A 24,358-nucleotide genomic window follows, 5' to 3' on the forward strand; every position below is an offset into this window, starting at 1 on the left:
GCCTGTTCGCAAAGCTTTTTCACGCTGCAACACAACAGTAACGTACCTGATAACGAAGCCTGACTCGAGCACAACCCCAAAATTTCCTTCGAAATCTACAAGGAATCCCGTTCAGAACGTTTTTATTTCCAGGCATAGAGCCATTTCGTTTCTAATCATCCGTAACCGAGCGTTACAGATTAACGGGTCATTTATCCCTATTACACAACGGCGGTTCAAGACAGGTACAAAGCACCTGATTGCATTTTCTGAGTTTTTAGAAAGAATGCCGCTGTCCCATTGAGCTGAAATTTGGTTCAGAGGGCCCCTAGCCGATAGGCTGACCAGAATAAAAAAGCCACCACCAAGAAGATCAAAGAAACTCCTACCAGCAAAACAGCGTTGCTGACAATCAGACCCACTTTGACCAAAATGGCCGTAATTGCCCAGACGACCAGCACGGTCTTAGCAGGGTCGCGCACATAAAGCTGATCCAGTCGGTCATAGGTGTGATCGCGATCTCCGTCAAAAATGGGCTTGCCCCGCCGCCAGCGCCGGACAATCCCCACCACCATATCGTAGAGTGGGAAGCTCACCATAACCCCAGCGGCCAGAAAAGTGACCCAGCCGTGGGTAGCGGAGAGCATCAACAGCACGGCCAGCATGTAGCCCGTCGAAAGACTTCCGCAATCGCCCATAAATGTTTTGGCCTTTGGGAAATTCCACACCAGAAAGCCCACCAGACTGCCTACCACAATGATGGCCAGCATGGCCTCCTGTTGCATAGACCAGAGCATAAGGGCTAGCCCGGCAGCTGAGATCATGGCGTTGCCGGAAGCTAAACCGTTCATCCCATCAATCAGGTTGACTGCATTAGACACAACCGGCACCAGAATCACAGCCAACAAGAGTCCAGTCCAGCCCAGCTGGGGCCAGAAATAACCTCCCAGTGCCATTCCGGCTAAAAGCTCTGCCGCCAGGCGCACCTTGGGCGAAAGGTTGTAACGATCGTCGAGGAGGCCGGTGGTGGCGATGATCAACAGGCCCAGCAGGGCCCATCCCGTTAGGGTGCCGGAGTACCAACCCCACAGGACGATGGTGGCCACAATGCCCACTCCCCCCAGACGGGGGGTGGCCTTGGAATGAATCTTGATAGCACCCGGCCGATCCACAATCCCTAAGGCCATGGCCAGAGGAATGGACAGGCCCACCAGCAAAACTGCTGTCAAAATCGTTAAGAACAACAAGTACCAGTCCACCACCAAAAACCTCTCCTAAACCGCCTCGAGCGCTGTCGGTTTCCCCAGCGCTCGAGCGTAAAGCTCCTCATGCAAGCGAAGGATGTTGCGCAAATCGTAGGCTTTCACCCGCTCCTGACCCAGGTGGCCCATCTTCCGGCTCTCCTCGAGGTTTTCCAACACAAAACGCATAGCCCTTGCCAAAGCGGGTACATCGCCCAGCGGATGAAGCAGGCCCGCCCCCCCTTGGAGCAGCTCACGGATACCGCGCACATCGGCCCCGATGACCGGAACCCCCAAGCAAAAAGACTCCATGATGGCCCTGGGCAGGCCCTCCTGCTCGGAAGGTAAGAGCGTCGCTACAGCGCCTTGGATAAGGGTCGGGATGTCCCGGCGGAAACCGAGAAAGTGCACCCGCCTCACCAGACCCAGCCTGGCGGCCAGGGCCTTCATTTCTTCCAGCAAAACCCCCTCTCCGGCCAGAACCAGGTGGGCCGTGGGATGGCCGAGCAGTGCAAAAGCCTCGAGGGCGTCGCGGTGCCGCTTGCGGGGGATGAACTCGGCAATCATGAGCAAGTAGGGCTGTGCCGGGCCCAGCCCCAGCGACTCGCGCAGCCGCGCCACCGCCTCGGGTGGTACCCGGCGGCCGGAGTAGAAGTCCAGATCTACCCCAATCCCCGGCATGTAGACCGTCCGCTCCGGCCCTACCAGACGACACGCCGCTTGGCGATCGGCCTCGTTCATCACCACCAGGTAGTCGGTGTAGCGCGCTCCCAGCCACTCCAGGGCATAAAAAAGCGCGTTCTTCAGGGGGTGCCCCCGGGGGTGGAAGTGAAAGCCATGAGCGGTGTAGATCAGCTTACCCCGGCCCCTAGCCTGCCAGGTGCGCAAGGCCAGCCGGGTGACGAAGGCTGCCACCGGGGTGTGTACGTGGACGATGTCGTAGCCCTCCCTTTCTACCAGGCTGCGCAGCTCGCGCAAACCCAGGAGCAGATTGCGCGGGTCATGGGCCTTGCGTGACATCTGCACTTCGAAAAGCCGGTCGAAAACCGCCCTGGACTGTTCACAGGTAGAAGCCCCGGCGGCAGCCCCATCTACCTGCCAGCCCAGCCGCCGGAAATGCCGGGCGTAGGGCAACAGAAATTCGGTGAAAAATAAGGCGGTGGTAGCGACGATAAGCAGCTTGGGCATCAGCGTTCTCCTAAGGCTTGGGGTATTTTCTGTGCCAGCAGGCGCTCATAGAGGGCCTCCCAGCGGCCGATGACCCCGTGAAGGTCGTAGTGCTCGAGCACCCAGGCGCGCCCTGCCCTGCCCATGCCCGCCCGCTCGGAGGGGGGCATCTGCATCAGCCGCCTCATGGCCGCGGCCAGCCGGGCGCTGTCCTTTGGCGGCACCAGCAGCCCGCTTTGGCCGTGCTGTACCACCTCCCGGTTGCCGCCCACATCGGTAGCGACGATGGGCAACCCTACCGCCGCCGCCTCTAAGAGAACCATGGGCATTCCTTCCCAGGCCGAGGACATCACGTAAGCATCGGCGGCATTTAGCAGGCGAGGCATATCGCTCCTCGCGCCCAGGAACTCCACATGTTCCGCCAGCCGCATCGAGCTGGCCAGCTCGCGCATAGGCAGAAGCAGCTCCCCCTGGCCCACCAGCCACAACCGGGCCTCGGGATAGTCCTCCACCACCTCGGCAAAAGCACGCAGCAGGTTGGGGTAGTCCTTGGCCTCAGTGAACCGCCCCGCCGCCAGCCAGACGAAGACCCCCTCGGCGCCCATCTCCCGTCGCAAAGCCATACGGGCTTCATCGTCGGGGGCAAAGCGCCGGGTGTCCACCCCATTGGGCATGAAGAGGCCCCGGCCTGCTGCAATGGCCCCGATCTCCAGGTAGCGCCGCAGCCCGGCTTGGCTAACCTGGGTGGTCAGGTCGCAAAGAGGGTCGGTCAGGCGGTAGGCCATCTCGCGCCAGCGTCCCCCTTCGTAAATGTTATGGGCCGTACAGATCAGGAGCGGCACCCAAGCCCAAGGTCGGGCCAGCCTGGCTAAAAGGTTAGCGTGCACCATATGAGCGTGCAGCACCAAGGGCCTGAACCCGCGCAGAATCCGCACCAGACGCCAGAACCCCCGCAGGTCGGGGAGACCTGGCCGCATCCCCAGCGAGTCCACCGGAACCCCGGCCGCCTGCAGATCCCGGGCTTTGGGGCCCAGGGGGGTCATGCAGACCACCCGCACCGACCAGCCGGCCCGCGCAAAGCCCAGGGCCAGCTCGACCACCTGCGACTCAGCCCCTCCGTAGGTGAGCGAGGTGATGAGGAACAACAGGCGGCGGTTCATGTAGGCCTCCTCGAGAGCCGATCCCTGTAATCTGCGAGGACGACGCGCCCCCCCTGCAGCAGAACCCCGTAGTGGGCCACGATCATCCCCAATACGAACCAGGTCTGCTTGCGCCACTCCCAGTTCTGGGCCATGCAGGCCAGTAGCAAAACGGCAAAGACCGCTGCCCACAGAAGCCGCTCGAGCCCCGGCATTGGCCGCAAGCAGGCCACCACCCCACCCAAAAGCAATAGCAGCAACAAAAGCCCCGCCATCCCCATCTCGGCGGCAATGGCTACGAACAGGTTGTGGGGGGCTACCCACTGCCGGAACCAAGGGTGAAACTCCAAGCTAACCCCAAAGGTACCCGCGCCGGTGCCCAAGAGGAGATGGTCGGCGAACACCTGCCAACCAGCCGCCCAGATATTGGTGCGGTCGTTGAGGGTGCCGCTGCTGACCTCATCGAGCAGGGTGGCCAGCCGCGAGAAGCTCTCAGGGGGTACCAGAAGCGGGATCAAAACCAGGGCCAGGGCCACCAGAGCCCCGGTCAGCGCCTTGAGCCTCCAGGAGGCCCTGGGCAGGGTCAGCACCACAAATAAAAGCCCTGTCGCCACCCCCAGGAGGCCCGCACGGGCCGCCGTGAGGAAGACCACCCCCAGCGCTATCAGGGGGTAGAGCCGGTAAAGCCAGGCCCAGCGGCTGTTCTCTTCACGCAGGGCCAGGTACCAGGCCAGCGGGATGCCGATAGACAGCACGAACGAAAGGTCACCGGGGTCGAAGTTGGCCGCCGCATAGCGCTGGTAGACCACCTCGCTGCCGCTCAGGTAGTTTTGCACGGTGTTGCCCGCCGCCACATAGGCTCCCAGTACGTAGGCCGCCAGCATTCCGCGCACCGCCCTGTCGTCTTCCAGTACGGCAAACAAGGCCCAGAAGAAGATCCACAGCAAGCCGTACTGGAGAATGCGCTCGAGGGTGTCCTGGGGCGCGATGCTCCAGAAATAGCTGATCACCGCCAAGAGCACGAAGCCCAGGGCAATAAGGTGCACCTGGTGGAGCCGCAGGCGCCCGGAAGTGAATAGATACACCAGCGTGACCATAGCCGCCAGGATGCCCACGTACCGGCTCAGGGTGCCCACTCCGGGGATCAGCAGTACGTTCTCCCAGGGAATGGTGAACACGTACAGCCACAAAACCCCGTAAGCCACTCGAGCCACCCTAATTCCCCCTCAATAGCTCCAGATACTGCCGTATCACCACCGCCAGGGTGTAGCCTGCGTAAGCCTCCGGTGGAACGGGCTGTCTGGGCGCCGACAGGGTGGCTTCAATGGCCCGGGCCAGCGCCGCCGCATCCCGTACCGGCACCAGCCGGCCCAGCCGCCCTTCTTGCAAAATTTCCCTAGGCCCGCTGGGGCAGTCGGTAGCCACCACCGGGGTTCCAAGGGCTAAAGCTTCAATAAGCACCGTAGGCAATCCCTCCCAATCGGAAGATAAGACAAACATAGCAGCCCGCTTCATGTAGGCGTATGGATTTTGCACAAACCCGGGCAGGCCTACCTCGGCCTCCAGGCCCAGCTCCCGGATCAGGCCTTCCAGGGCCGGGCGATCCTCACCCTCACCCAAGATCAACAGCCGAACCGGCCAGTGGCGGCGCACCTCGGCGAAGGCGCGGATCAGGTTGGGAAAGTTCTTCTGCCGGGTCAGGCGGCCCACCCCCAGCAAAACGGGGGGCTGACCGGGTTGGAGCCAGGGGTGCTCGACAGGTTCCTCGGCCCGTCTGAAGAGATCGGGGGTCACGACCGGATTGTGAATGACCCTCACCTTCTGGCGAATCCCGGTCATCTTGATGAAGTCGTCCACCACCCCCTGCGAAACCCCCACAATGCCCTCGGCCCAGGGGTAGAAGAGCCGCATGGCCAAAGGGGTCAGACGGCCCCGCAAGGAGGGGGCATGGCGGGCGTCCTGGGTGGGGGTGTTCTGCATGCAGACCGCCACTCGGGTGCTAACCCCGGCCAAACGGCGGGCCCAGAGCGCCACCACGTTGGCGTGGTCGAGGGCCGAGACCATACCCACCGGTTTTTCTTCCCGCAAATAGCGGGTCAGTGCTGGCAAACTCGACAGCACCCGCCTTGCTTTCAAGTCCACTACCCGAACCTGTGGGGGTACCATCTTCAGGTAGGGGCCTGTAGCTGCAGCCAGCACCAGGTCTACGTCTACATCTTGCTCTGCCATCCCGATGGCCAAGTTGAGCATTGAGCGCTCAGCCCCACCCCCCAACAAGGCTGGGAGATAGACCGCAAATCGTTCTCTAGTCATTTATTGCCTCCCAACTCATACGCTTTTGAGGGCCGCTGTGGGCTGACCCAGCACTTCCTCAAAGAGGGCCGCATAATGGGCCACCGCCCGCTCCACCGAAAAGCGTTCCTTAACTTTGGCCCTGGCTTTTGCACCAAATTCTGCTTGCAGCTGTGGGTCTTGCAAAACCCCGATCAGCCCATCCGCTAGGGCTTGCGGGTTACCGGTGTCCACCAACAGCCCATCCACCCCCGAGTTCACGAACTCCGGGGCCGTCGCAAAGCGGGTCAGCACCACCGGCTTACCCAGGTACATGGCCTCCGAAAGAACCAGTGGTGAAGCTTCACCAAAGGCGGAAGACATCGTGAAAACCGTAGCTCTGGCCATGTACTTGTAGGGGTTGGCCTGAAAACCGGGCATCCAAACCTGTTCCCCGATACCCAGCTCAGCTACTAGCGACTCCAACTGGGGGCGCAGCTCACCTTCACCCAGGATGACCAGCCGGGCCTGGGGGATTCGTTCCAGAACCCGTTGGAAGGCCCTCAGCAGCGTGGGAAAATCCTTCATGATGTCCATGCGACCCACCGAGAGGACAACGGGGCTCTGGCCCTGAAACCAGGGGTGTTCTACCGGCTCCTGGGCTTTGCGCTCGAGGTCGGGGGCAATGGCCGGGTTGTAGATGACGCGGAAGTTGGAACCGGGATACACCGCCCCGGACAGGCGGGCCACCTTTTCCGAAACCGCCACATAGGCGTCGGCATTACGCACCAGCAGGCGTATCAGGGCCATTTTGAGTGCCCCTCGCAAGCCCGACCCGAGGTAACCCTGTATCTCATTGTGTTCGGTGAGAATCCACCTGGGCCGCCGTGTCTTAGGCAACAACCGAAAAGCCGTTCCCACCGTTAGGTGAACCCTGGGCCAGGCGGAGAGAAGCAGGTCGGGTTGGTGCTCGTCCAGTATGGACAGCAACCGCCGCACCTGCCAGGGAATTGCTCGGTGCTTCATGGCCGAGCGCTCGGTAGGCGCGGGCAAGATGGTGACATTGGCGGGTAACGTGGCCTGGGAAAGCAGGTCGCCCGGTTCGGAGCCCTGGGCCGCGATCAGGATCTCGTAGTGGGCGGCCAGCCCGCACGAGAGGTACTGCACCACCCGCTCGACCCCGCCGTAGCCGAGGATGGGTAGGTAGAAGAGAATTCGTCGCCTCATAAGATTCCTCTGAGCTTAAGGAGGGCAAAACGAAACCCCGCCGCCCAGGCTTCGGCCGAGACCACTGCGATGGCCATGCCTAAAGCCCCCAGCCGGGGAGCCAACAGAATGGCCAGCACCAGGTTGATCAGGCCGGCGCTGAGCACCGAGTACATCACCTCGCGATCCATCTGCCGGGGAAACATGTACTGCATGGAAAGCGAGTAGCCTAAGGCCACCACGGGAAGGAGCAAGGCCAGCACCTGCAGCACCACCACCGAGGATCGATACGGCTCGCCAAACAGCAAGTCGATCAGGAAGGGAGCCAGCCCGGCCAGCAACATCCCTCCCGCCGTCCCGATCCCTACCGTAGCCCATAGGGCTAGGCGGCTCAGACGCATGGCCGCCTCGGCATCACGCTTGATCAGATGGTTGATGCGGGGATAGATGGCCTGAGCCAGCGGCCAAAGAATCGAGAGCCCCGGACGCACCAGCCGGTTGCCGGCCTCAAAGAACCCCACCTGTAGAGGCGAGGCCAAAAGGCCTAGAATCACCCCATTGGCCGAGGAGTAGAGGCTGTCCGAGGCCCGTGAAAGAAAAAGGCTCCAGCTCACCTTTAGCGCCACCCAGCTCAGGCTCAGGTTGGGCAGCTTAAAGGGAACCTGCCGGTACATCAGGTAAAGCTCGAGCCCCGCCACCAGCCCGGTGGCCAAGGCCTGGGCGGCCAAGGTGACCCAGGCGTCCTCGGGGCGGCGCACAAAAGCAAAAATCCCGACCAGATGGCCCAGGCGGATCAGGCCTTCCATCAGCGCCACCACCCAGGAGCGCTCGATAGCCTGGAAGTACCACAGGGGTCTCAGCCCGGTGAAAACCGCAATCATCAGGGCCCAGAAGGCCAGCTCGGCCTGGGTGCGAAAGCTCTCGATGAAAAACCCGGCCACCAGGGTCATCAGAACCATCCCTAGCATCAAGAGCAGCTTGGCGCCCATGATGGACATCACGATACCGGCCACCGCATCTGACCGGTCGCGCAGACGGGCCAGGGAACGGGTAGCCGAGTAGTTGAAGCCGTACTCGCCCACCACCGCCAGCCAGTTGGCAAAGCTCTGGGCAAAAGCCACTAGGCCAAAGCTGGGGGGCTCGAGTACCCGTGCCAGGTAGGGCAGTGAAATTAACGGGAGGACATATGAGAGGATCTGCACAGCATACAAAGCTGCCGCATTCTGTGCAATGCGGTTACCCAGTACCCGACGAATTCTCGCTAAAGCCACGCGACAAGCCCCCTGCCAACCGCTAATGCTCAGAAAGTTTCATCATATCCCTTCAAGCCTACGCGCTAAGGCGTTCCCAAGAAACCAATTATTCACACCTTAACGGCAGGAACGCTCAGATTACGCGCAAAGTATCGAATGCCATTCACTCCCGTATGTGAAGCTAGTGGCGCCCAGGCTCTGACTTTATAAATGCTTTGCATCAAAGTCACCCTTCGGCAGACTCAGGACAGCCTGCACGCAATCTCCCTTTGTTAGGCAATACAGCTACAGTAACTTACGCTCGGCGCATACCACTTGCCTGGGGCGAGGCACTGCCCGCGCCTGCCAGACGAGCAAACTCCTTGGGGTCTACCGAGCGCGATTGCCCCACCTCATAGGTGATGAGCTTGCGCTTGAAGAGGTCGGCCAGGTAGGCATCCATGGTAATCATGCCGTACTGCCCACCGGTCTGGATCACGCTGACCAACTGATGGCTCTTGCCTTCACGGATAAGCGCCCGCACCGCTGGTGTCGCAATCATGAGTTCGTAGGCCAGGACACGCCCGCCCCCAAAAGCCTTGGGCAAAAGCTGCTGGGTCAGGACGGCCACCAGGTTGTTGGAAAGCTGTACCCGTACCTGTTCCTGCTGGGCCTGGGGGAAAACGTCAATGATGCGGTCAATGGTCTCGGGAGCGCTGTTGGTGTGCAAGGTTCCCATTACCAGGTGACCGGTTTCGGCAGCGGTGATGGCCGCAGAAATTGTTTCATAATCGCGCATCTCCCCCACCAGAATCACATCGGGAGCCTGACGCAACACCGAGCGCAGGGCCTTATCGAAGCCGTGGGTATCGGAGCCAATTTCGCGCTGGTTGATGATGGAGGATTTGTGGCGATGGAAGAACTCAATTGGGTCTTCAATGGTGACAATGTGGCAGCGCTTGCGCTCGTTGATGTAGTCGATCATCGAGGCCAGGGTAGTGGACTTTCCCGAGCCGGTAGGCCCAGTCACCAGTACCAAACCTCGAGGGCTCATGGCAATATCGGCCACATTCTTGGGCAGGCCCAGTTCCTCGAAGCTCTTGACGTTGGAAGGCACCACCCGCAACACCCCGCCCACGCTACCGCGCTGCAAGAAGATATTGACGCGGAAGCGGCCCTTGCCCGGCAGGCTGAAAGAGAAGTCGAGTTCCTTCTCTTCCTCAAAGACCCGTTGCTGTTTTTCGTCCATCAGGGCATAGGTCAGGCGGCGGGTTTCCTGCGGGGTCAGGGGTTCATATTCGGTGGGGTGGAACTCACCATCAATCTTGACCATAGGGGGCAGACCGACCGTGATGACCAGGTCGCTCGAGTTGCGATCTACGGCCAGGTTGAGCAAATCTACAATGTCTGGGGCTTTGGTCATGTGTATCTCTCCAGTTAGCAATCAGAATACGCCAAACCACCTACCGGATATGTTCATCTGCCATTTCCAGCTTCGGAACCAAGCAACCCCCTAACAAAAGGTACTGTGATATCGGCTTTACGCATACGCTCAACTCTCAGGCAAGTAATGAATCTCTGCTTCTGGTGACACCTCTGGCGCAACCCATCTCGCGGCCGTCGTTTCATATGACCAGAGCGGGTGGGCGTCGCCACCTTCGCTCACACAGGGAAGGCGAGAGAAACCATGTGGAAAAGAGGATTCTTATGCGTTCAGCTTTCGGCTTTGAGCTTTTGGCCACAAAACAATGGCTTTAGTTACCCCTCTAGCAGGAGCACTTTACTTGGCCCCCAAATATTTGAAGTAGCGCTCGCGGGTAATCATGCCGTGAACGGTGTCCCCATCGGCCACAAACACGATCTGGTGCTGGCGGAATAGGGAGCTCAGTTCGCTGGCCGCCGTCTCGCCAGGCACCACCGGGGCCTCGTCCCAGGGAACCAGCGAATCGGCAATGCCGATGATGCCTACCGGATGCCCTGCCTCGAGCAGTACCGCGATGCTGCCCTCGAAGGACTGTAGCGCATTGATGACCGGCACGGGCCGGGCCAGCCTGCGCGCCGAGGTAGGGGCGAAAATCCCGGCAGAGAGCAGGGTGGTAGTGGTCACCTTGACGGCCCGCTTGGCAATCCAGAGCGTCAGGGTAAAGACCAGCAAGAAAAAAAGCCCCTCTAAAAGACCAAAAAAGTTCACCCCTTCCCAACCGAACTGGCCCCGCCCACCAAAAGCCAGGTGCACGAGTCCAGAAACGATTAGCCCTGCAATGAGGGCGGCAAGATAAGCAATTAGACCCGCCAGGCGTAAATCTCGAACCGTTCGCATCTGGCTTCTAGTCTACACTGGTTAGAGGGGCAACTTCAGGTTAGTAGATTAGGGGGGGTGCGTCCCAAAATCAACCAATGAACCAGACGGTCAATCCCCCTTGGGGTGCTGCACAAAGCTCTATCCAAGCCCCCGTAGGGGTACTCGGTCTGCGCCGGAAGGTCAGTGCCGCTATGGTGATCGGCATCCAGAGGGGTTTCACGGCGAGTTGGGGTTGTTGAGGCTGGTTGAAACAGGGACACACCCGATTAGGGGTCGGCGCTTTGCGGCAGCTCAAAGGGGAGCCGAAAGCCTAAAGCTGAAGGCTGAAAGCTCAAGGAATGCAGTCGGTAAATGGGCGGCACTTGATTGTAGCATCACAATCCCTGCCGCTCGAGCCCTGAAGCACTTTTGTCTTACTGCTCGAGCGTGCAACCTCTACGCCAGACCCAGCAACCAAACAAACTACCCCAACCACTGCAAATCTTCTTCCTTGTCTATATCTACCCCCACCTCGGCATAGGGGGTGATGAGCGCCTTGGCCGGAACCCCAATGATTTGCGAGACCTTGGCCTCGAGCCCGGCCATATCGGCCTGGCCTAAAAGCACCTTCAGGAGGGTTCCGAAGCCAATCATCTGGGCCAGGGCCAGGGGCTTTTTTCGCAGTTCCAGCGCCCGTTTGAGCAATGGAAGGGCCGTATAAAAGAGCTTTTTGTCAATCAGAACGATGTTGCCCCCCGTAAAGGAACCCTCCCGGATGCGGGCATAGGTGCGCCGCATCTTGGGAAAGCGTTGCTCGATGGTGGGCCTGGCAATAATGGTATATACAAAACCCGCCTGGGGCGCATGTTCCAGCACCCAGCGCACGGCTTCCCCGCTTAGAAAGGGCATATCACCGGTTGCAACCAGCACTTTTTCGTTCTCTGCAGCCTGGAGCCCAGCCTCGAGGTTGGCCACCAGGCTGCCGTGGTCGGGCAGGAATACCTTGGGGGGTGGGTTCAAGGGGGCTGGAGGGCCCACCAAAATCACTTCCAGCCCCGCCTGCGCCAGGGCTTCCAGGGTGTACTCCACCAGCGGACGACCCCGGTAGGGCACCAGGGTCTTGCTGGCAACGCCGAACTTCAGGGCCAGTGGGTCATCGGCTTTGCCTCCGGCCAGCACAATCGCTTCCACTGGCCTAGTTTACCCTCCGTTACCCGGCTCTCTTTACCCAACCCCCGCCACCCGATAGGCTATGGGTTATGGAGGATCTGCTCGAGCGGCTGGGGAATCATCTGGTCTGGCGCATCGGCAAGGCCGAAGGCGAGGAGGTGCTGGTCGTACGGGTCGGGCTGGCCTCGGCAGCCCCGGAGTTTGGCCACCTGGCCCGCCTGCGAAACGTAACCGACGAGGAAATCGAGCAACTCGCGCAAGCCGGACAGCTACGGGTCGAGTGGGTCAACTAAATGGTGCTGGAAAAGGCGTTTCAACTGCGGCTGGCCGAACCCCCCGAGCATCTGCTACAGCCCGAGCGGGTGTTCGCCGGCAAGCCCCCTTTTGGCGAGCTGACCCGCCAGGACACCAGTCTGAAGGGCTATCTGGTGGCCGAGGCCCCGCTGTTTGGGGAAATCCATTTTCCCTTCCAGAGCCGTATTCATCCAGAGGGCAGCAAAGCCCGCCTGGAGGCCCTGCCCCTCCCCGACCCCCCGGCCTTCTGGGCCGAGCTCGAGGGCCTGGGCGAGGTGGTAGAAGGCGGGATTGCCTACCAGCTCACCCTCCGCATCCACGCTACCCTACCCCAGGGGGAAAAATGGGGCGGGCGGGCATTGGGGCGGCTGGCCGAAGCCGCCTTCGAGCGCAATGTGGAGCGTGTTTTAGAGCGGTTGACCCAAGCCTGATCCGGGTGAGCCCAGCCCCAGCCATCCCCAGGGTGCAAATGGGCGCTACCCCCTTCCTGCCGCCAAGGAGCACTGGAGACAAACCTGAAACTTGAAGGGAGCATATACTGGAAGCATTCGGAGGTGGAACCGTGGTCGAAGTACGCTACCTGGGACACTCAGCACTGCTCATCAGTGACGGCACCACCCGCATTGTGGTGGATCCCTTCCTTACCGGCAACCCCAAAGCGGCCCTCTCCGCCGACCAGGTCGAAGCCGACCTGATTGTGCTCACCCATGCCCACGGCGACCATTACGGCGACAGTGTAGCCATCAGTCAGCGCACCGGAGCTCCCATCCTCTCCAACTACGAGATCGTTAGCTATGCTGAAAAGCATGGAGGCAAGGGCGTGGGTATGAACCTGGGGGGCACCTACCGGTTCAAGGGCGGCTGGCTCAAATGGTTTCCGGCCCAGCACTCCTCGTCGTTCCCGGACGGAACCTACGGCGGTGTGGCCCAGGGCTTTGTGCTGGAGCTGGGCGGCAAGCGAATCTACAACGCTGGCGACACGGCCCTCTTCAGCGATATGGCGCTGGTGGCCCCGTATAGTGTGGATCTGGCCATTCTGCCCATCGGCGACCACTTCACCATGGGCCCCGACGATGCCCTACAGGCCCTCGAGCTGACCCGCGCCAAGCAGGTTTTACCCGTGCACTACAACACCTTTCCCCCCATTGCCCAGGACGGCGCGGCCTTTGTCCAGCGGGCCGGCCTGCTGGGGGTAGGTGGAAAGGCCCTCCAACCAGGGGAACACATAACCCTTTCGTAACGCATCCTGTGCTGAAATACCAAGCGTACCTGGAATCTACATGGACTATCGCCGACTGACCCGACAACACTACAAGCTCGAGATGCTCCTGGGCTTGGGGCGGTCGTCGCAGGTGTACCTGGCCCATGCCCCCGACGGCACCAAGGTAGCCCTCAAGGTACCCCGACGCGAGGTTCGCACCGACCGGGCCCTTACCGAGCGCTTTGCCCAGGAAGTAGCCCTATCCCTGACCCTCAACCACCCCAACCTGGTGCGAGGGCTTTCGGGTCGCCCTGAAGGAGACGGGGCTTTTTTGGCGCTGGAGTATTTCGAGGAAGGCACCCTCGAGGACAGTCTCAAAAAAGGTTCCCTGAGCCGCGAGATGGCCCTCGAGTGCCTGTGTCAAATTGCCGAGGCCCTCATCTATCTCCACGACCGGGGCATCATCCACCAGGATGTCAAGCCCTCCAACATCTTCATTGACGGTCTGCTGTTCAAACTGGGCGACTTTGGCGTGGCCAAAACCCGCGAAAACCCCAAACCCCTGGAGCGGGCCGGGAGCCCTTTCTACATGGCCCCTGAGCTCTTCATGGGCGAGCCCGCGACCCCCGCATCGGACGCCTATTCGTTTGGGGTGATGGCCTTCGAGTTGCTGGTAGGCAAAAGACCCTATGTAGGCGAGACCCTCGAGGAGATCAGCCATGCCCACCTGCATAAGCTCCCCCCTCCGACCAACCTTCCCCCTCATCTGGATCGAATCGTGCGCAACCTCCTGGCCAAAGACCCCGCCATTCGCGCCACCCCCAAAGCCTTTCTCCAGATTGTACGCGGCACCCCCCAGGCCGAGCCCACTTCTAACAAAACCGCCGGAGAAGGCAAGCCCACCAAAGGCAAAGGGTTGTTTGGGCTGTTTCGTAAGCGGTAGAGCACGCCTATAGCACCCTCCAAACGCAGTTCCCATGAACGGTGTATCGCGCTCTTCACAGAAGTAGCCGCCCATACCGGCGGCCACTGTTTTGTTCTGGATAAGGTTTCCTTGGATTCGATAACTCAACTCAAGTGAAGAGCGCTCTGGTAGCTCACCCAGCTCGCTCATTGCCTTGTACCCGATAAACTGTAAGCAAGCAAAGTGAGGCCGGACATGAGCGAACCCATCTGGTTTCCATCGGACAATTACAAACACGGCAGCCACATCGAAGCCATGCTGCGACACCTGAACCTGGATAGCTACGAGGCCCTTTACACCTTCAGCATCCAGCAGCCGGAGGCTTTCTGGGAGGCCACCTTACAGCTTCTGGGCATCGAGTGGTTTGTCCCCTATCGTCAGGTGTTAGATGTTTCGCAGGGGCCACAGTGGCCCCACTGGTTTGTGGGGGGGCGGCTGAACCTGGCCCACAACGCCCTCCACCATGCCAAAACCCGGCCCCACGACCCGGCCCTTATCTGGGAAGGGGAAGACGGCGCTGTGGTGAGGTTGAGTTATGGCGAACTCGAGGCCGCCGTAGCCCAGACGGCCCATGCGCTCAGATCGCTGGGTATTGGCAAGGGCGACCGGGTAGGCCTCTTCCTGCCCATGCTGCCCGAGACCGCTATCAGCGCCCTGGCTCTGGCCCAGATCGGTGCGATTTTTGTACCTATCTTTTCTGGTTATGCCGCCGAGGCAGCGGCCACCCGCCTTCAGGATGCCGAGGCCAGGCTTATCCTCACCGCCGATGGCTTTTACCGCCGGGGCAGCCAGGTCAAGCTATTGGACAACGCCCGTGCTGCTGCGGCGCTTTCACCCAGCGTGCAACAGCTTTTGGTGATCCGCCGTTTTGGAAATGTGGAGCTAGCACCCAACGAGGTGGCCTGGGATCAAATCGTTCCACAGCAACCCTCCACAGCCCCTTATGAACCCATGGACAGCATGGATCCCTTCATGCTGATCTACACCTCCGGCACCACCGGCAAACCCAAGGGCACCGTGCACTACCACGCGGGCTTTCCCATCAAAGCCGCACAGGACATGGCTCATCTCTTCGACCTGCGAAAGCACGAGACCCTGTTCTGGTTCACCGATATGGGCTGGATGATGGGCCCGTGGGCCATCCTGGGAGCCCTGACCATCGGAGGCACTGTGCTGCTCTATGAAGGCGCCCCCGATTACCCCGATGCAAGCCGGCTATGGTCTATTTGTGAGCGGCACGGGGTCACCCACCTGGGCCTCTCCCCCACCCTGGTACGGGCCCTGATGCCCCTGGGCGACGAGCCCGTTCGCAAGCATGACTTGTCCAGGCTGCGGATGCTGGGCTCCACCGGCGAACCCTGGAACCTGGAGCCCTATCTGTGGTTTGCTCGAACTGTAGGTCAGAATCGCGTACCCATCATCAACTACTCCGGCGGTACAGAAATTGGCGGTGGCATCCTGGGCTGCACGGCCTGGCGGCCCATCAAGCCCATGGGGTTCAACACTGCTGTTCCAGGGATTCACGCCGAGGTGCTGGACAGTACCGGACAGCCCGTGCGGGACGAGGTAGGTGAGCTGGCCGTGATGGGGCCCTGGCCTGGGCAGACTAAAGGTTTTTGGAAGGCCCCCGAGCGCTACCTGGACACCTATTGGAGCCGATTTGAAAACATCTGGGTGCATGGCGACTGGGCCATTCTGGATCGGGAGGGCCACTGGATGATCCAGGGACGCAGTGACGACACCCTCAAAATTGCCGGGAAGCGGGTGGGCCCCGCTGAATACGAAAGCGCCGCCGTCGAGCACCCGGCAGTGAAGGAAGCCGCTGCCATTGGCATTCCCCATCCCGTCAAGGGCGAGGCAGCGGTGGTGTTTGTGGTGCTGCGAACCGAGCACGCTCCGAGCAAGGAAATGGAACAGGCCATTGCAGAAACCATTGCCGCTCGGCTGGGCAAAGCGCTCAAGCCCGAAAAAATTCTTTTTGTCCCCGACCTGCCCAAAACCCGCAATGCCAAAGTGATGCGACGGGTGATTCGAGCCGCCTACCTGGGACAAAACCCTGGCGACCTGTCGGCCCTCGAGAACCCACAAGCCGTGGAAGCTATTCAGAATTCCTCGAGGTGATACCGGGTTCAAAAAGACAGTTGACAAAGCCAAAAGCCCGCCAGATCGTCTTACAGCGCTCTTCACAGACGTGGCCGCCCGCGAAAACGAAAAAGCGCCTGGCCCAGACGCGCATTACGCACTCGAGCGTGATCCGGGTTCGGCCCACGGTTGCTTGGGTTTCGAGTTTCCAGGCGACCATCGTTCTATCCAGGACAAATCTTTCTTGCAATCGGATGGCTTGAATTTTGTGAAGAGTGCTCCATATAGCGTTGTATTATCCCAACCTCCTCGAGACCAAAAAAATAACCGACTCCAGAGCGGAGTCGGTTTACTAAACTTGCGCCTTACTGCTTGGCAGCCGCTTTCTTGGGAGCAGCCTTTTTCGCGGCGGGCTTGGCAGTAGCCTTGGCCGCAGGCTTGGCAGCGGCTTTTTTGGGGGCCGCTTTGGTCGCAGCCGGCTTGGCAGCAGACTTAGCGGTAGACTTCGCAGCCGGCTTGGCAGCAGCCTTGGCAGCGGCTTTTTTGGGGGCCGCTTTGGTCGCAGCCGGCTTGGCAGCAGACTTAGCGGTAGACTTCGCAGCAGCCTTGGCCGCAGGCTTGGCGGCAGTTTTTTTGGCGGCAGGCTTCTTGGCTGCGGGCTTGGCGGCGGCTTTCTTAGCAGCAGGCTTCTTGGCGGTTTCTTGGTTTTCAGGCATGTATGTTCCTCCTTAGTTCAGAGTGGAGTCATCTGAGCAGAAACTCCCGAATCATGCGCTATCCAGCGGACGATTCGCCCATTGCACATAACCAGGTTTCTGGCATTGCGCGTAATGTGGACGAGCGTTTCTGTTAGATTGTGGCTCCACTGAACCCAACTATACAACATGTTGTGTGGTTTTTGCACGTCAAATACAACTTATGGGTGAATTTTCGATTCGTCCGATTGGCATCGAAGCATCGAGTTTTTTCCTTTATTATCGCGTTTTTGTGATGTTGCATTTTCGCTCGAGGGTATCTTAATCAATTGCGCCCGCATCGAGTGAATTGGGTGGTTGGCATTTCAGCATATTCAGACTTCAGCCATCACCTCCCTCCATTTATGCCGTTTCCACCGAGACAAAAAGCATCCCAAGAATTCCGTCTTAAAACTGTCTCACCCAAGCGCAGATGAAGTAAAGATGGCGATAATTTTACCAACTGCTGCAACGCCCACAGCCTGGCGCAAAGTAGCAACACACAACCCAGGTCAATAATAAGGGGCAAATAAGCCCGTTTTCATCGCATAATCTCGCGCAGCTATTTGACCCCTCTGCGGTCAGTGATGTTCGTTGCTTTCTCCAAACCAGTCTCCCGACCCAAAGCGCGATGCTGTACGGCCTTTACAAATCCCTACGATAGAATACAGAGCATGTTGGATTCCAACACATTGGCCCTGGCCCAGGATGTGCGTGCGTTGCTGACCAGAGGGCTGGATGCATTGGCTCGAGTGGGGATCGAAACCAAGCCGCTCAAGCAAGCCTTGCTGGATCTGGATGGCCCCTTCTTGTTGGTGGTAGCGGGCGAGTTTAACAGCGGTAAGTCGTCATTACTCAATGCGCTCCTGGGGGGCGATTTTTTGAAGGAGGGGGTCACGCCCACCACCGACCGCATTAATCTGATCGGCTACGGCCCCGAACCCAAGCTACAGCCGCAGTCCCCCGAGTTGGTGCTCATTCAGTTGCCGCATCCACTGCTCAAAGATGTACGGCTGGTAGACACCCCTGGCACCAACGCGATCCTGCAACATCATCAGGTTCTGACCCAGAAATTTCTCCCCCGCGCCGACCTGATACTGTTCGTCACCAGTGCCGACCGGCCCTTCACCCAGTCCGAAGCCGACTTCCTAAATTTCATTCGGGCCTGGGGCAAGAAGGTGGTGCTCATCATCAACAAAATGGATTTACTCACCGAGCCCGAGTTGCAGCAGGTGCTCGAGTTCGTCCAGAAAGGTGCCGACCAGACTCTGGGACACATCCCGCCTATCTTCCCGGTATCGGCCCGTCGGGCACGGCAAGGCAACGTGGCTCAAAGCCATATTCCCGAGCTCGAGGCCCACATCCGGCAAGTGCTCACCCACGAGGCCGCCCTCCTCAAGCTAGGTTCGCCCCTGGGGGTGTTGGCGCGGCTCAGCGAAGAAGCCAAACCCGCCCTGGAAACCAGGCTCAAAGAAGCCGAGAAGCAGCTTGCCACTTGCCGTGAGCTGGATAGCCTACTCCAGCGTCATGAAGAACGCACCCGCCGCGACTTCAACGGGCAGGTCGCGTTGGCGCTGCAAGCCATTGACGAGGTGCGCAGCAGGGGTGAACGCTGGCTGGACGAAAAAGTGCGTTTCTCCAAATTTCTCGAGCTGCTGCAATCCAGCAAGCTCAAGCAGAGTTTTATTGATGATGTGGTCAAAGGGGCCAACCAGGAGATCGAGCGCCGCGTACTCGAGGCCATGAACTGGCTGGCCAAGCGTGACCGCGAACTGCTCGAGGATGCCCTCTCGCTGCTGCGGGAAGCGCCCGGCCTGCGGCAAACCGAGCAGGTCGGCCCGGAAGAGCGCACCATTGCGGGCAACCTGGAAGAAGCCCTGCGCTCCTTTGATGCCGAGGCCGAGGCCATTCAGTTGCGCGATTTCATCCAGGAGAGCCTGCGCGGCACCGCCCTGGCAGAAGTGGGGGTGATGGGGCTGGGCCTGACCATCCTGCTGGTCGCCCAGAAAATTGCCTTCGATATTCTGGGTATTTTTGCCACGGTGTTTGGCGCTATTCTGGCTACCTCCATCCTGCCCCGCCGCAAAGAAACTGCCAAAGCCCGCCTGCGCGAACGGCTGGCGGAGTTACGCAGCACCCTCGAGCGGGCCTTGAGCGAGACCCTGAACACCGAGATGCAGCGCACCCGCGAACGTTTCAATAGTCTGTACCGCACCCCCTGCACCCGGCTGGAAAGCAGCCGCGACACTACTCTGGCCCAACTGCAACAAACGGAGCAATTAAGAACGGAAGCCCTCGAGCTGCGCCGTCGGCTGGGCTGATACTGCAAAAGCCCAAGGCTGTGTCTTGGGGTTGGTCATGTTGCTACTACACGGTCGTACAAATATCTTTACAGATGTGTCCATTTCGGTTGAGCTGCACGCGTGCTGTGTTCACTGGCAGAAGCCGAAGCAGACGTCTTTTCGTTCCTCCTCTACATCGTAGGGGAGGTCAGGTGGGGTTGCTGAACAGCGCCTTCACACAGCAGGTCAGTTCAGGGCCTTGCCTAATACCCTCCCCACCCTCCCTGCGTGGTAGGGAGGGGTTTTAAGGGCCATAGCTCATGGAAGCCGTCGAAGTGTATGGGTATCTCTACGACGCCGTAATAGCCCACCCCCATCACAAATCCCGGCAGCCTCGAGCCTAGCCTAGCGGCTTTCTGAGGGCTTAGTGTCCCTCTAGCGCACCAGCAATACCGGACACTGGGCATGGGTCACCACTTTCTGACTCTGGCTGCCGAGCAGTAAACCACTCAACTGTCCCAAGCCTCTGGTACCCATCACGATCAGATCTACGTGTCGCACCTGGGCTACTCGCAAAATGACCTCTGCTGCGGGCCCTTCCAGCACCTCGGTTTCAACTTTTGGAAGCTCCCCCAGCAAAGCCTGGGCCTGCTCCATAACCCGGTCTGCGGCCTCGGTTCGCCTGGAGATCACCTCTTGCAGGTAGGGCTCACCCAGATAGTCGGGAACCGGATCGTAGGTGTGAACCACGCAAAGAGCAGCCTGGTACTGCCGGGCCAGATCGGCAGCCAGGCGGGCTGCTTTCTGGGCATGGGTGGAGCCATCGAACGCCATCAAGATATTGTTGAACATGGCGACCTCCTCGGCAAAAAAAGCCCCCAGCAACCTTTCCTTTCGGATGAAGCTGCTGAGGTCGGAAGCAGGAAACCCGTTACCGACTTTCCTGCTTTCAATGTAAATATACGCCCATCCTGGCCCCTCCACCAGGGACTTTTATCCCGGTTTGCCCAAATCAGGGAACCAGGCTATACCCCCATTTGGGGGTATTCGCACGTAACGCCCAGTAGCCCACGGCATGTGCAACCATCACAGGGGCCATGTAACGCTTCGCATAACTTATGGTTACATTGCGGGCGGAAATACCTCTCAGCAGACATGTCTGTCTTCGCTCGCAAACACGGAGGAAAAATATGGCAAAACTGATCGCAGTAGATGACTCTCTGGCCGACCTGAAGCTCATTGAACAATCGCTTTCGCAGTATCACCAGGTCGTGTTGTACCAGGGTAGCGAAAACGTAGAGCAACGTATCGAAGCCGAAAAGCCGGACGCGGTGCTGCTGGATGTAGTCATGCCGGGCCGCAACGGCTACGAGGTGCTGCGTTCACTGCGCCGAAGCGAGGCCACCAAACACATCCCGGTGCTGGTCATCAGCTCCAAAGGCGAACCCACCGACATCGAGTGGGGCAAACGCCAGGGCGCTAATGGCTACCTGACCAAACCCTACACCCCCGAAGCCCTGCGCAAGGCCGTGCAGGAAATACTTCAAGCCTAGCTCCATCCAAGCCGTTGGGCCACGCCCCTCGAGGCATCAAGGATCTAGCCATGATCAATACCGCCATTAGCAAAGTATGGGTGCTGCGCCTGGGCAGCACCTATCTTGGCGTGGAACCCAAAGCATTCAAGGAAGTGCTGGAAGTCACCCAGCCCACTCCCGTCCCGCTGGCCCCCGCCCCCTTGATGGGACTGTTGAGCAACCAGGGCCAGATTGTGCCGGTGTTCGATCTGTGTCACGTTTTGCAAATTGCACCCTCTGGTTCTGGGATTGCGGCCTTGCTCGAGTTTGAAGGGCAGCCACTGGCTTTCCTAATTGACGAGGTGGTGGGGCTCCGTACCAACTTGAGTGGAGCCTGGATGGCCCCCAGCCAGCACCCACTATTCAGCGCCATTCTGGAAGAGGACGGCAAAAGCGTGCAGATCCTCGAGGTGCGCAATCTCTTCGCGCATCTATCTGAACAAATGTCCACCCTGGCACAAGCCTCGGCTATTCCTGGTCGGGCCCAAGCCCAAGCCTAAGGAGTTGTCTCAATGGAACAAACCCATCTGCCCATGAACCATGACCCCTTTTTAGTAGGGGTTTCTTTCTTGGTCGCCATCTTCGCGTCTTATGCCGCATTGGCTACCATCAATTATTTGCGACAAGGAGTCGCCGGTAGAGCCTGGCTCTGGCTTGGTGCCACCACATTCGGGTTGGGGGTGTGGGCCATGCATTTTACCGCCATGACCGCCCTTCAACTCGAAATGGTGGTGGCTTACGATCCCCTCATCACCCTAATCTCGGTTTTCTTCGCTGTACTTGGTGCGGCGGCGGCTTTCCAGTTGGTCAGCAAGCCCAAGGTGGGCCTGGCTCAGGTGCTGGGCTCCGGCTTTTTTCTGGGGGCGGGCATCGGTGTGATGCACTACGTGGGCATGTTCGCCATGCGCTTGAATGCCAAACTAACCTTTGATCTTGCCTTGGTTGCAGTCTCGGTACTGGTAGCCGTAGCACTGGGTACATTTGGTATCTGGACACTCACCAGCCAGGCTTTTAATCTGGTTCCCTTCCGTCACCTGATCACCGCTGTCATCACCGGCTCGGCCATCCCATTCATGCACTACACCGCCATGCTAGCGGCCAAATTTACCGCAACCGATGGCGACAGCATGCACAGCATGATCGCCAGTGGAAATCTGCTTTCACTCAACATTTTCTTGCTGCTAGCGGTAGTGGTTATAGGATTGCCCATGTTCCTGAGTTCCTTGCTCGAGACTTCTGCAGACAAAGTACCGGAGGCCGAAGCATGACCCACCGTACGCCCAAAACCGTCGTTCGACCCGTCCGACGCCCTGCTCCAGCAGCACCCACCCAGGTGATTCGCGCCGGCGGCTTCCTGGGGTCGCTCCGTATCTGGCAAAAACTTTTGCTCATCGTACTGGCTTTCTCAGTAGCCGGAATCGTTCCTCTAACAACCATTTATTTATCTGAGCAGCGCCAGTCTGAAGGCATTTACAATCAAATTTTGGGGTTACAGCTTGCACAGGGTTTCTTTGGTCTTATTCAGCAGGTTAGCGAGTATCGGCGCCATAGCCTGGACAATAAAATCCTGGGCAGCAACGCGGATCTGGCTAAGGAAGCTGAAGATGTAGACAAGGCCTTTCAGCAAATTACCCAGATGAACGAGAGTATTCGGGATCGCTTCGGTCTGGGCAGAACTATCGAAGAAATCCAGCAAGAATGGACAGGTATCAAAAACAAAAGCCTGGCCGCAGGCAATGAGGCGATTTTTGAGATGCACCACGAGCTAATCGCGCATTTGCGCCAAGCTCTGGAGCAACTTAGCCTGTCTTCAGGCCTACTCCTCAGCTCAAGTTCCGATGTGTTTCTCTTTACCGAAACGACTTTGCGTCATTTGCCCGAGCTACGCGAGACGCTGGCCCAGCTTCGTTTCCTCGGCATGAAGGTACTTGCCCGCGGATCGGCCCTCATTTACGAACGAGAGCAAATCATTAACTTGCTCAGACAAGCTGAAGGCATCAGCGAAAAAATCTTGCTAAGCCTAACCCAGACCAAGCTGCGAGAATCGCGCGACCTCGAGGCCATAGCGCTGGAAATGGAGCAGCTATCAGCTGAAGTCGGATTCATGAACACTTTGGTTACCAACTCCATTCTGGCCACAGCCCGCCCTGTCCTTCGCCCTGCCGAGTATGGAAATGCATTTGTACAGACCAACTCCAACATCACACGTCTAGGCCAGGATTCACTCGAGGTACTTGGCAGGTATATCGCAAAACAGTGGAGCAACGCTCAGCAGCGGCAAACTCTTGTGTTTGTAATGGTTGCTATAGCGCTGGTTCTGGCCCTGGGCATCGTAGGAACGGTGGCTCGTTCGATCACTGGGCCAGTAGGGCAGTTGTTTGCGGCTTCTCTGCGCTTGCGCAAAGGCGACCTTGGGGTTCAGGTGCCGGTTCAGTCCTCCGACGAACTCGGTTCACTGGCCCGCACCTTCAACGAAACCACTATGCAGCTCAAGGCCAAAGCGGAGGCCGATGCCGAGCAGCTTCGCCAGAGCCAGCTTTTGCAAGAAAACATCGGCGCTTTCCTGAACGTGGCCATGGACATTGCCCAGGGCGACCTGACCAAGCGCGGGCGGGTGACCGAAGATGTACTGGGCAACGTGGTAGACGCGGTAAACCTGACGGTCGAAGAGATTGCTTACCTCCTCAAGCAGGTGCAGACGGCTACCGAGATGGTCAACCAGGGCGCTGCACAGATGGCCCAGATCTCAGAAAGCGTGCTCGAGAAAGCCGAGTCGCAGGCCGAACTTTCGGCCAGAGCCCGGATCGAAGCCCTGGACGCTTCCGAAACCATCCGTGACATGGCCAACCAGATCGTGCAGGGCACGGGTCTGGTGATGCAGGCTAAAGAAGCCGCGCTGGAAGGCAAAGATGCGGTACAAAACACCCTGAGCGGCATGCAAAACATCCGCCGCGAGGTACAGAGCATCGCCAAAAACATCAAGGGGCTTTCGGATCGCTCCCTGGAGATTTCTGAAGTGGTAGATACCATCACGCGCATCGCCAAGCAAACCAACCTGCTGGCCCTGAATGCCGCTATCGAAGCGGCCGGCGCCGGTGAGGCGGGGGCTCGCTTCGCGGTGGTGGCCGACCAGGTACGTAAACTGGCCGAGGACTCCGCCCGTGCGGCCCAGCGCGTGAGTCTTCTGGTCAAGGGGATTCAAACCGAGATTCAAGGGGTGGTGATCTCGGTAGAAGGCGGCACCCGCGAGGTGGAGCAGGGTTACCGCATCGCTACCGAGGCCGGTAGCAAGCTGGAACAGATCGCCCTCCTGGCCCAACAATCTGCCGATGCCGCGCGCTATGTGGCGCAAGCTGCCCAGGCACAGGTGAACCGGGTCGAAGAAGTAACGGGCGTGGTGCAGGACATCTACAACACCGCCCTGCAAACCGACGAGGAAAGCCGCAAAGGCCGCCAGACTGCCGAGGAACTGCGCGCTCTGGCCCAGCAACTGAGCCAGAGCCTGACCCGCTTCCGGCTGCCAGCCTAAGCAGGGGAACAC

Annotated in this window: 22 protein-coding genes; 10 read left to right on the forward strand and 12 right to left on the reverse strand. The window is 59.3% G+C overall.

Annotated elements, in window-relative coordinates; translation table 11 throughout:
- Positions 1–296 precede the first annotated feature (296 nt).
- The 10 genes from J3L12_RS12610 to J3L12_RS12655 all read right to left on the reverse strand — a co-directional run bounded on the left by J3L12_RS12610 (position 297) and on the right by J3L12_RS12655 (position 11,707).
- Positions 297–1,241 carry an MraY family glycosyltransferase gene (locus tag J3L12_RS12610; protein WP_347708897.1) on the reverse strand — a complete coding sequence of 315 codons (945 nt, stop codon included), beginning with the start codon at positions 1,239–1,241 and terminating at the stop codon, positions 297–299.
- A gap of 12 nt (positions 1,242–1,253) precedes the next feature.
- Complete coding sequence (locus J3L12_RS12615) at positions 1,254–2,408, reverse strand: glycosyltransferase family 4 protein (RefSeq protein WP_208015414.1); 1,155 nt, start codon at positions 2,406–2,408, stop codon at positions 1,254–1,256.
- A complete protein-coding gene (locus J3L12_RS12620) occupies positions 2,408–3,547 on the reverse strand; it encodes a glycosyltransferase (protein WP_208015415.1) in 1,140 nt (379 codons plus the stop codon). The genes J3L12_RS12615 and J3L12_RS12620 overlap by 1 nt, the downstream gene beginning before the upstream one ends.
- Positions 3,544–4,740, reverse strand: a complete 1,197-nt coding sequence (locus J3L12_RS12625) for an O-antigen ligase family protein (RefSeq protein ID WP_208015416.1) — start codon at positions 4,738–4,740, stop codon at positions 3,544–3,546. Before J3L12_RS12625 ends, J3L12_RS12620 begins: the two co-directional genes overlap by 4 nt.
- A 1-nt stretch (position 4,741) precedes the next feature.
- Positions 4,742–5,839 carry a glycosyltransferase gene (locus J3L12_RS12630; protein WP_208015417.1) on the reverse strand — a complete coding sequence of 366 codons (1,098 nt, stop codon included), beginning with the start codon at positions 5,837–5,839 and terminating at the stop codon, positions 4,742–4,744.
- Between the two features lie 15 nt (positions 5,840–5,854).
- On the reverse strand, positions 5,855–7,024 hold the full coding sequence (locus J3L12_RS12635; RefSeq protein WP_208015418.1) for a glycosyltransferase: 1,170 nt from the start codon (positions 7,022–7,024) through the stop codon (positions 5,855–5,857).
- Positions 7,021–8,274, reverse strand: coding sequence for an oligosaccharide flippase family protein (locus J3L12_RS12640; RefSeq protein ID WP_208015419.1), 1,254 nt, complete (start codon positions 8,272–8,274; stop codon positions 7,021–7,023). The genes J3L12_RS12635 and J3L12_RS12640 overlap by 4 nt, the downstream gene beginning before the upstream one ends.
- A 277-nt stretch (positions 8,275–8,551) precedes the next feature.
- Positions 8,552–9,658, reverse strand: a complete 1,107-nt coding sequence (locus J3L12_RS12645) for a type IV pilus twitching motility protein PilT (RefSeq protein ID WP_208015420.1) — start codon at positions 9,656–9,658, stop codon at positions 8,552–8,554.
- 357 nt (positions 9,659–10,015) lie between these two features.
- On the reverse strand, positions 10,016–10,555 hold the full coding sequence (locus J3L12_RS12650; RefSeq protein WP_208015421.1) for a hypothetical protein: 540 nt from the start codon (positions 10,553–10,555) through the stop codon (positions 10,016–10,018).
- A 444-nt stretch (positions 10,556–10,999) separates the two neighbouring features.
- Positions 11,000–11,707 (reverse strand): NTP transferase domain-containing protein, encoded by a 708-nt coding sequence (locus J3L12_RS12655; RefSeq protein ID WP_208015422.1) that lies wholly within the window; start codon positions 11,705–11,707, stop codon positions 11,000–11,002.
- Positions 11,708–11,775: 68 nt separating this feature from the next.
- On the opposite strand from J3L12_RS12655, the gene J3L12_RS12660 reads away from it, so the two are divergent.
- The 5 genes from J3L12_RS12660 to J3L12_RS12680 all read left to right on the forward strand — a co-directional run bounded on the left by J3L12_RS12660 (position 11,776) and on the right by J3L12_RS12680 (position 16,266).
- Entirely contained in the window at positions 11,776–11,979 is a 204-nt protein-coding gene (locus tag J3L12_RS12660) for a DUF3248 domain-containing protein (protein ID WP_208015423.1), read from the forward strand.
- Complete coding sequence (locus J3L12_RS12665; RefSeq protein ID WP_208015424.1) at positions 11,980–12,411, forward strand: DUF3809 family protein; 432 nt, start codon at positions 11,980–11,982, stop codon at positions 12,409–12,411. It abuts the gene before it with no gap.
- 131 nt (positions 12,412–12,542) lie between these two features.
- Positions 12,543–13,220: a metal-dependent hydrolase gene (locus tag J3L12_RS12670; protein WP_208015425.1), complete on the forward strand. Its 678-nt coding sequence runs from the start codon at positions 12,543–12,545 to the stop codon at positions 13,218–13,220.
- A gap of 40 nt (positions 13,221–13,260) precedes the next feature.
- Positions 13,261–14,124 carry a serine/threonine-protein kinase gene (locus J3L12_RS12675; protein ID WP_208015426.1) on the forward strand — a complete coding sequence of 288 codons (864 nt, stop codon included), beginning with the start codon at positions 13,261–13,263 and terminating at the stop codon, positions 14,122–14,124.
- Positions 14,125–14,340: 216 nt separating this feature from the next.
- Positions 14,341–16,266 carry an AMP-binding protein gene (locus J3L12_RS12680; protein WP_208015427.1) on the forward strand — a complete coding sequence of 642 codons (1,926 nt, stop codon included), beginning with the start codon at positions 14,341–14,343 and terminating at the stop codon, positions 16,264–16,266.
- A gap of 326 nt (positions 16,267–16,592) precedes the next feature.
- Here J3L12_RS12680 and J3L12_RS12685 read toward each other — a convergent pair whose 3' ends face one another.
- On the reverse strand, positions 16,593–16,943 hold the full coding sequence (locus J3L12_RS12685; protein ID WP_208015428.1) for a hypothetical protein: 351 nt from the start codon (positions 16,941–16,943) through the stop codon (positions 16,593–16,595).
- Positions 16,944–17,635: 692 nt separating this feature from the next.
- Here J3L12_RS12685 and J3L12_RS12690 point away from each other — a divergent pair.
- Positions 17,636–19,282, forward strand: a complete 1,647-nt coding sequence (locus J3L12_RS12690; RefSeq protein ID WP_208015429.1) for a dynamin family protein — start codon at positions 17,636–17,638, stop codon at positions 19,280–19,282.
- Positions 19,283–19,678: 396 nt separating this feature from the next.
- Here J3L12_RS12690 and J3L12_RS12695 read toward each other — a convergent pair whose 3' ends face one another.
- Positions 19,679–20,095 carry a universal stress protein gene (locus J3L12_RS12695; protein WP_208015430.1) on the reverse strand — a complete coding sequence of 139 codons (417 nt, stop codon included), beginning with the start codon at positions 20,093–20,095 and terminating at the stop codon, positions 19,679–19,681.
- A 338-nt stretch (positions 20,096–20,433) separates the two neighbouring features.
- On the opposite strand from J3L12_RS12695, the gene J3L12_RS12700 reads away from it, so the two are divergent.
- The 4 genes from J3L12_RS12700 to J3L12_RS12715 are packed head-to-tail and all read left to right on the forward strand — an operon-like array spanning position 20,434 to position 24,346.
- The gene (locus J3L12_RS12700) at positions 20,434–20,796 is read left to right on the forward strand and encodes a response regulator (RefSeq protein ID WP_208015431.1); all 363 of its coding nucleotides are present in this window, start codon (positions 20,434–20,436) and stop codon (positions 20,794–20,796) included.
- Between the two features lie 50 nt (positions 20,797–20,846).
- Positions 20,847–21,317, forward strand: a complete 471-nt coding sequence (locus tag J3L12_RS12705; RefSeq protein WP_208015432.1) for a chemotaxis protein CheW — start codon at positions 20,847–20,849, stop codon at positions 21,315–21,317.
- A 33-nt stretch (positions 21,318–21,350) separates the two neighbouring features.
- Entirely contained in the window at positions 21,351–22,085 is a 735-nt protein-coding gene (locus tag J3L12_RS12710) for an MHYT domain-containing protein (RefSeq protein WP_347708898.1), read from the forward strand.
- The gene (locus J3L12_RS12715) at positions 22,082–24,346 is read left to right on the forward strand and encodes a methyl-accepting chemotaxis protein (protein WP_208015434.1); all 2,265 of its coding nucleotides are present in this window, start codon (positions 22,082–22,084) and stop codon (positions 24,344–24,346) included. The genes J3L12_RS12710 and J3L12_RS12715 overlap by 4 nt, the downstream gene beginning before the upstream one ends.
- Positions 24,347–24,358: the final 12 nt, after the last annotated feature.

This window comes from Meiothermus sp. CFH 77666 (genome assembly GCF_017497985.1).
Lineage (GTDB): Bacteria > Deinococcota > Deinococci > Deinococcales > Thermaceae > Meiothermus.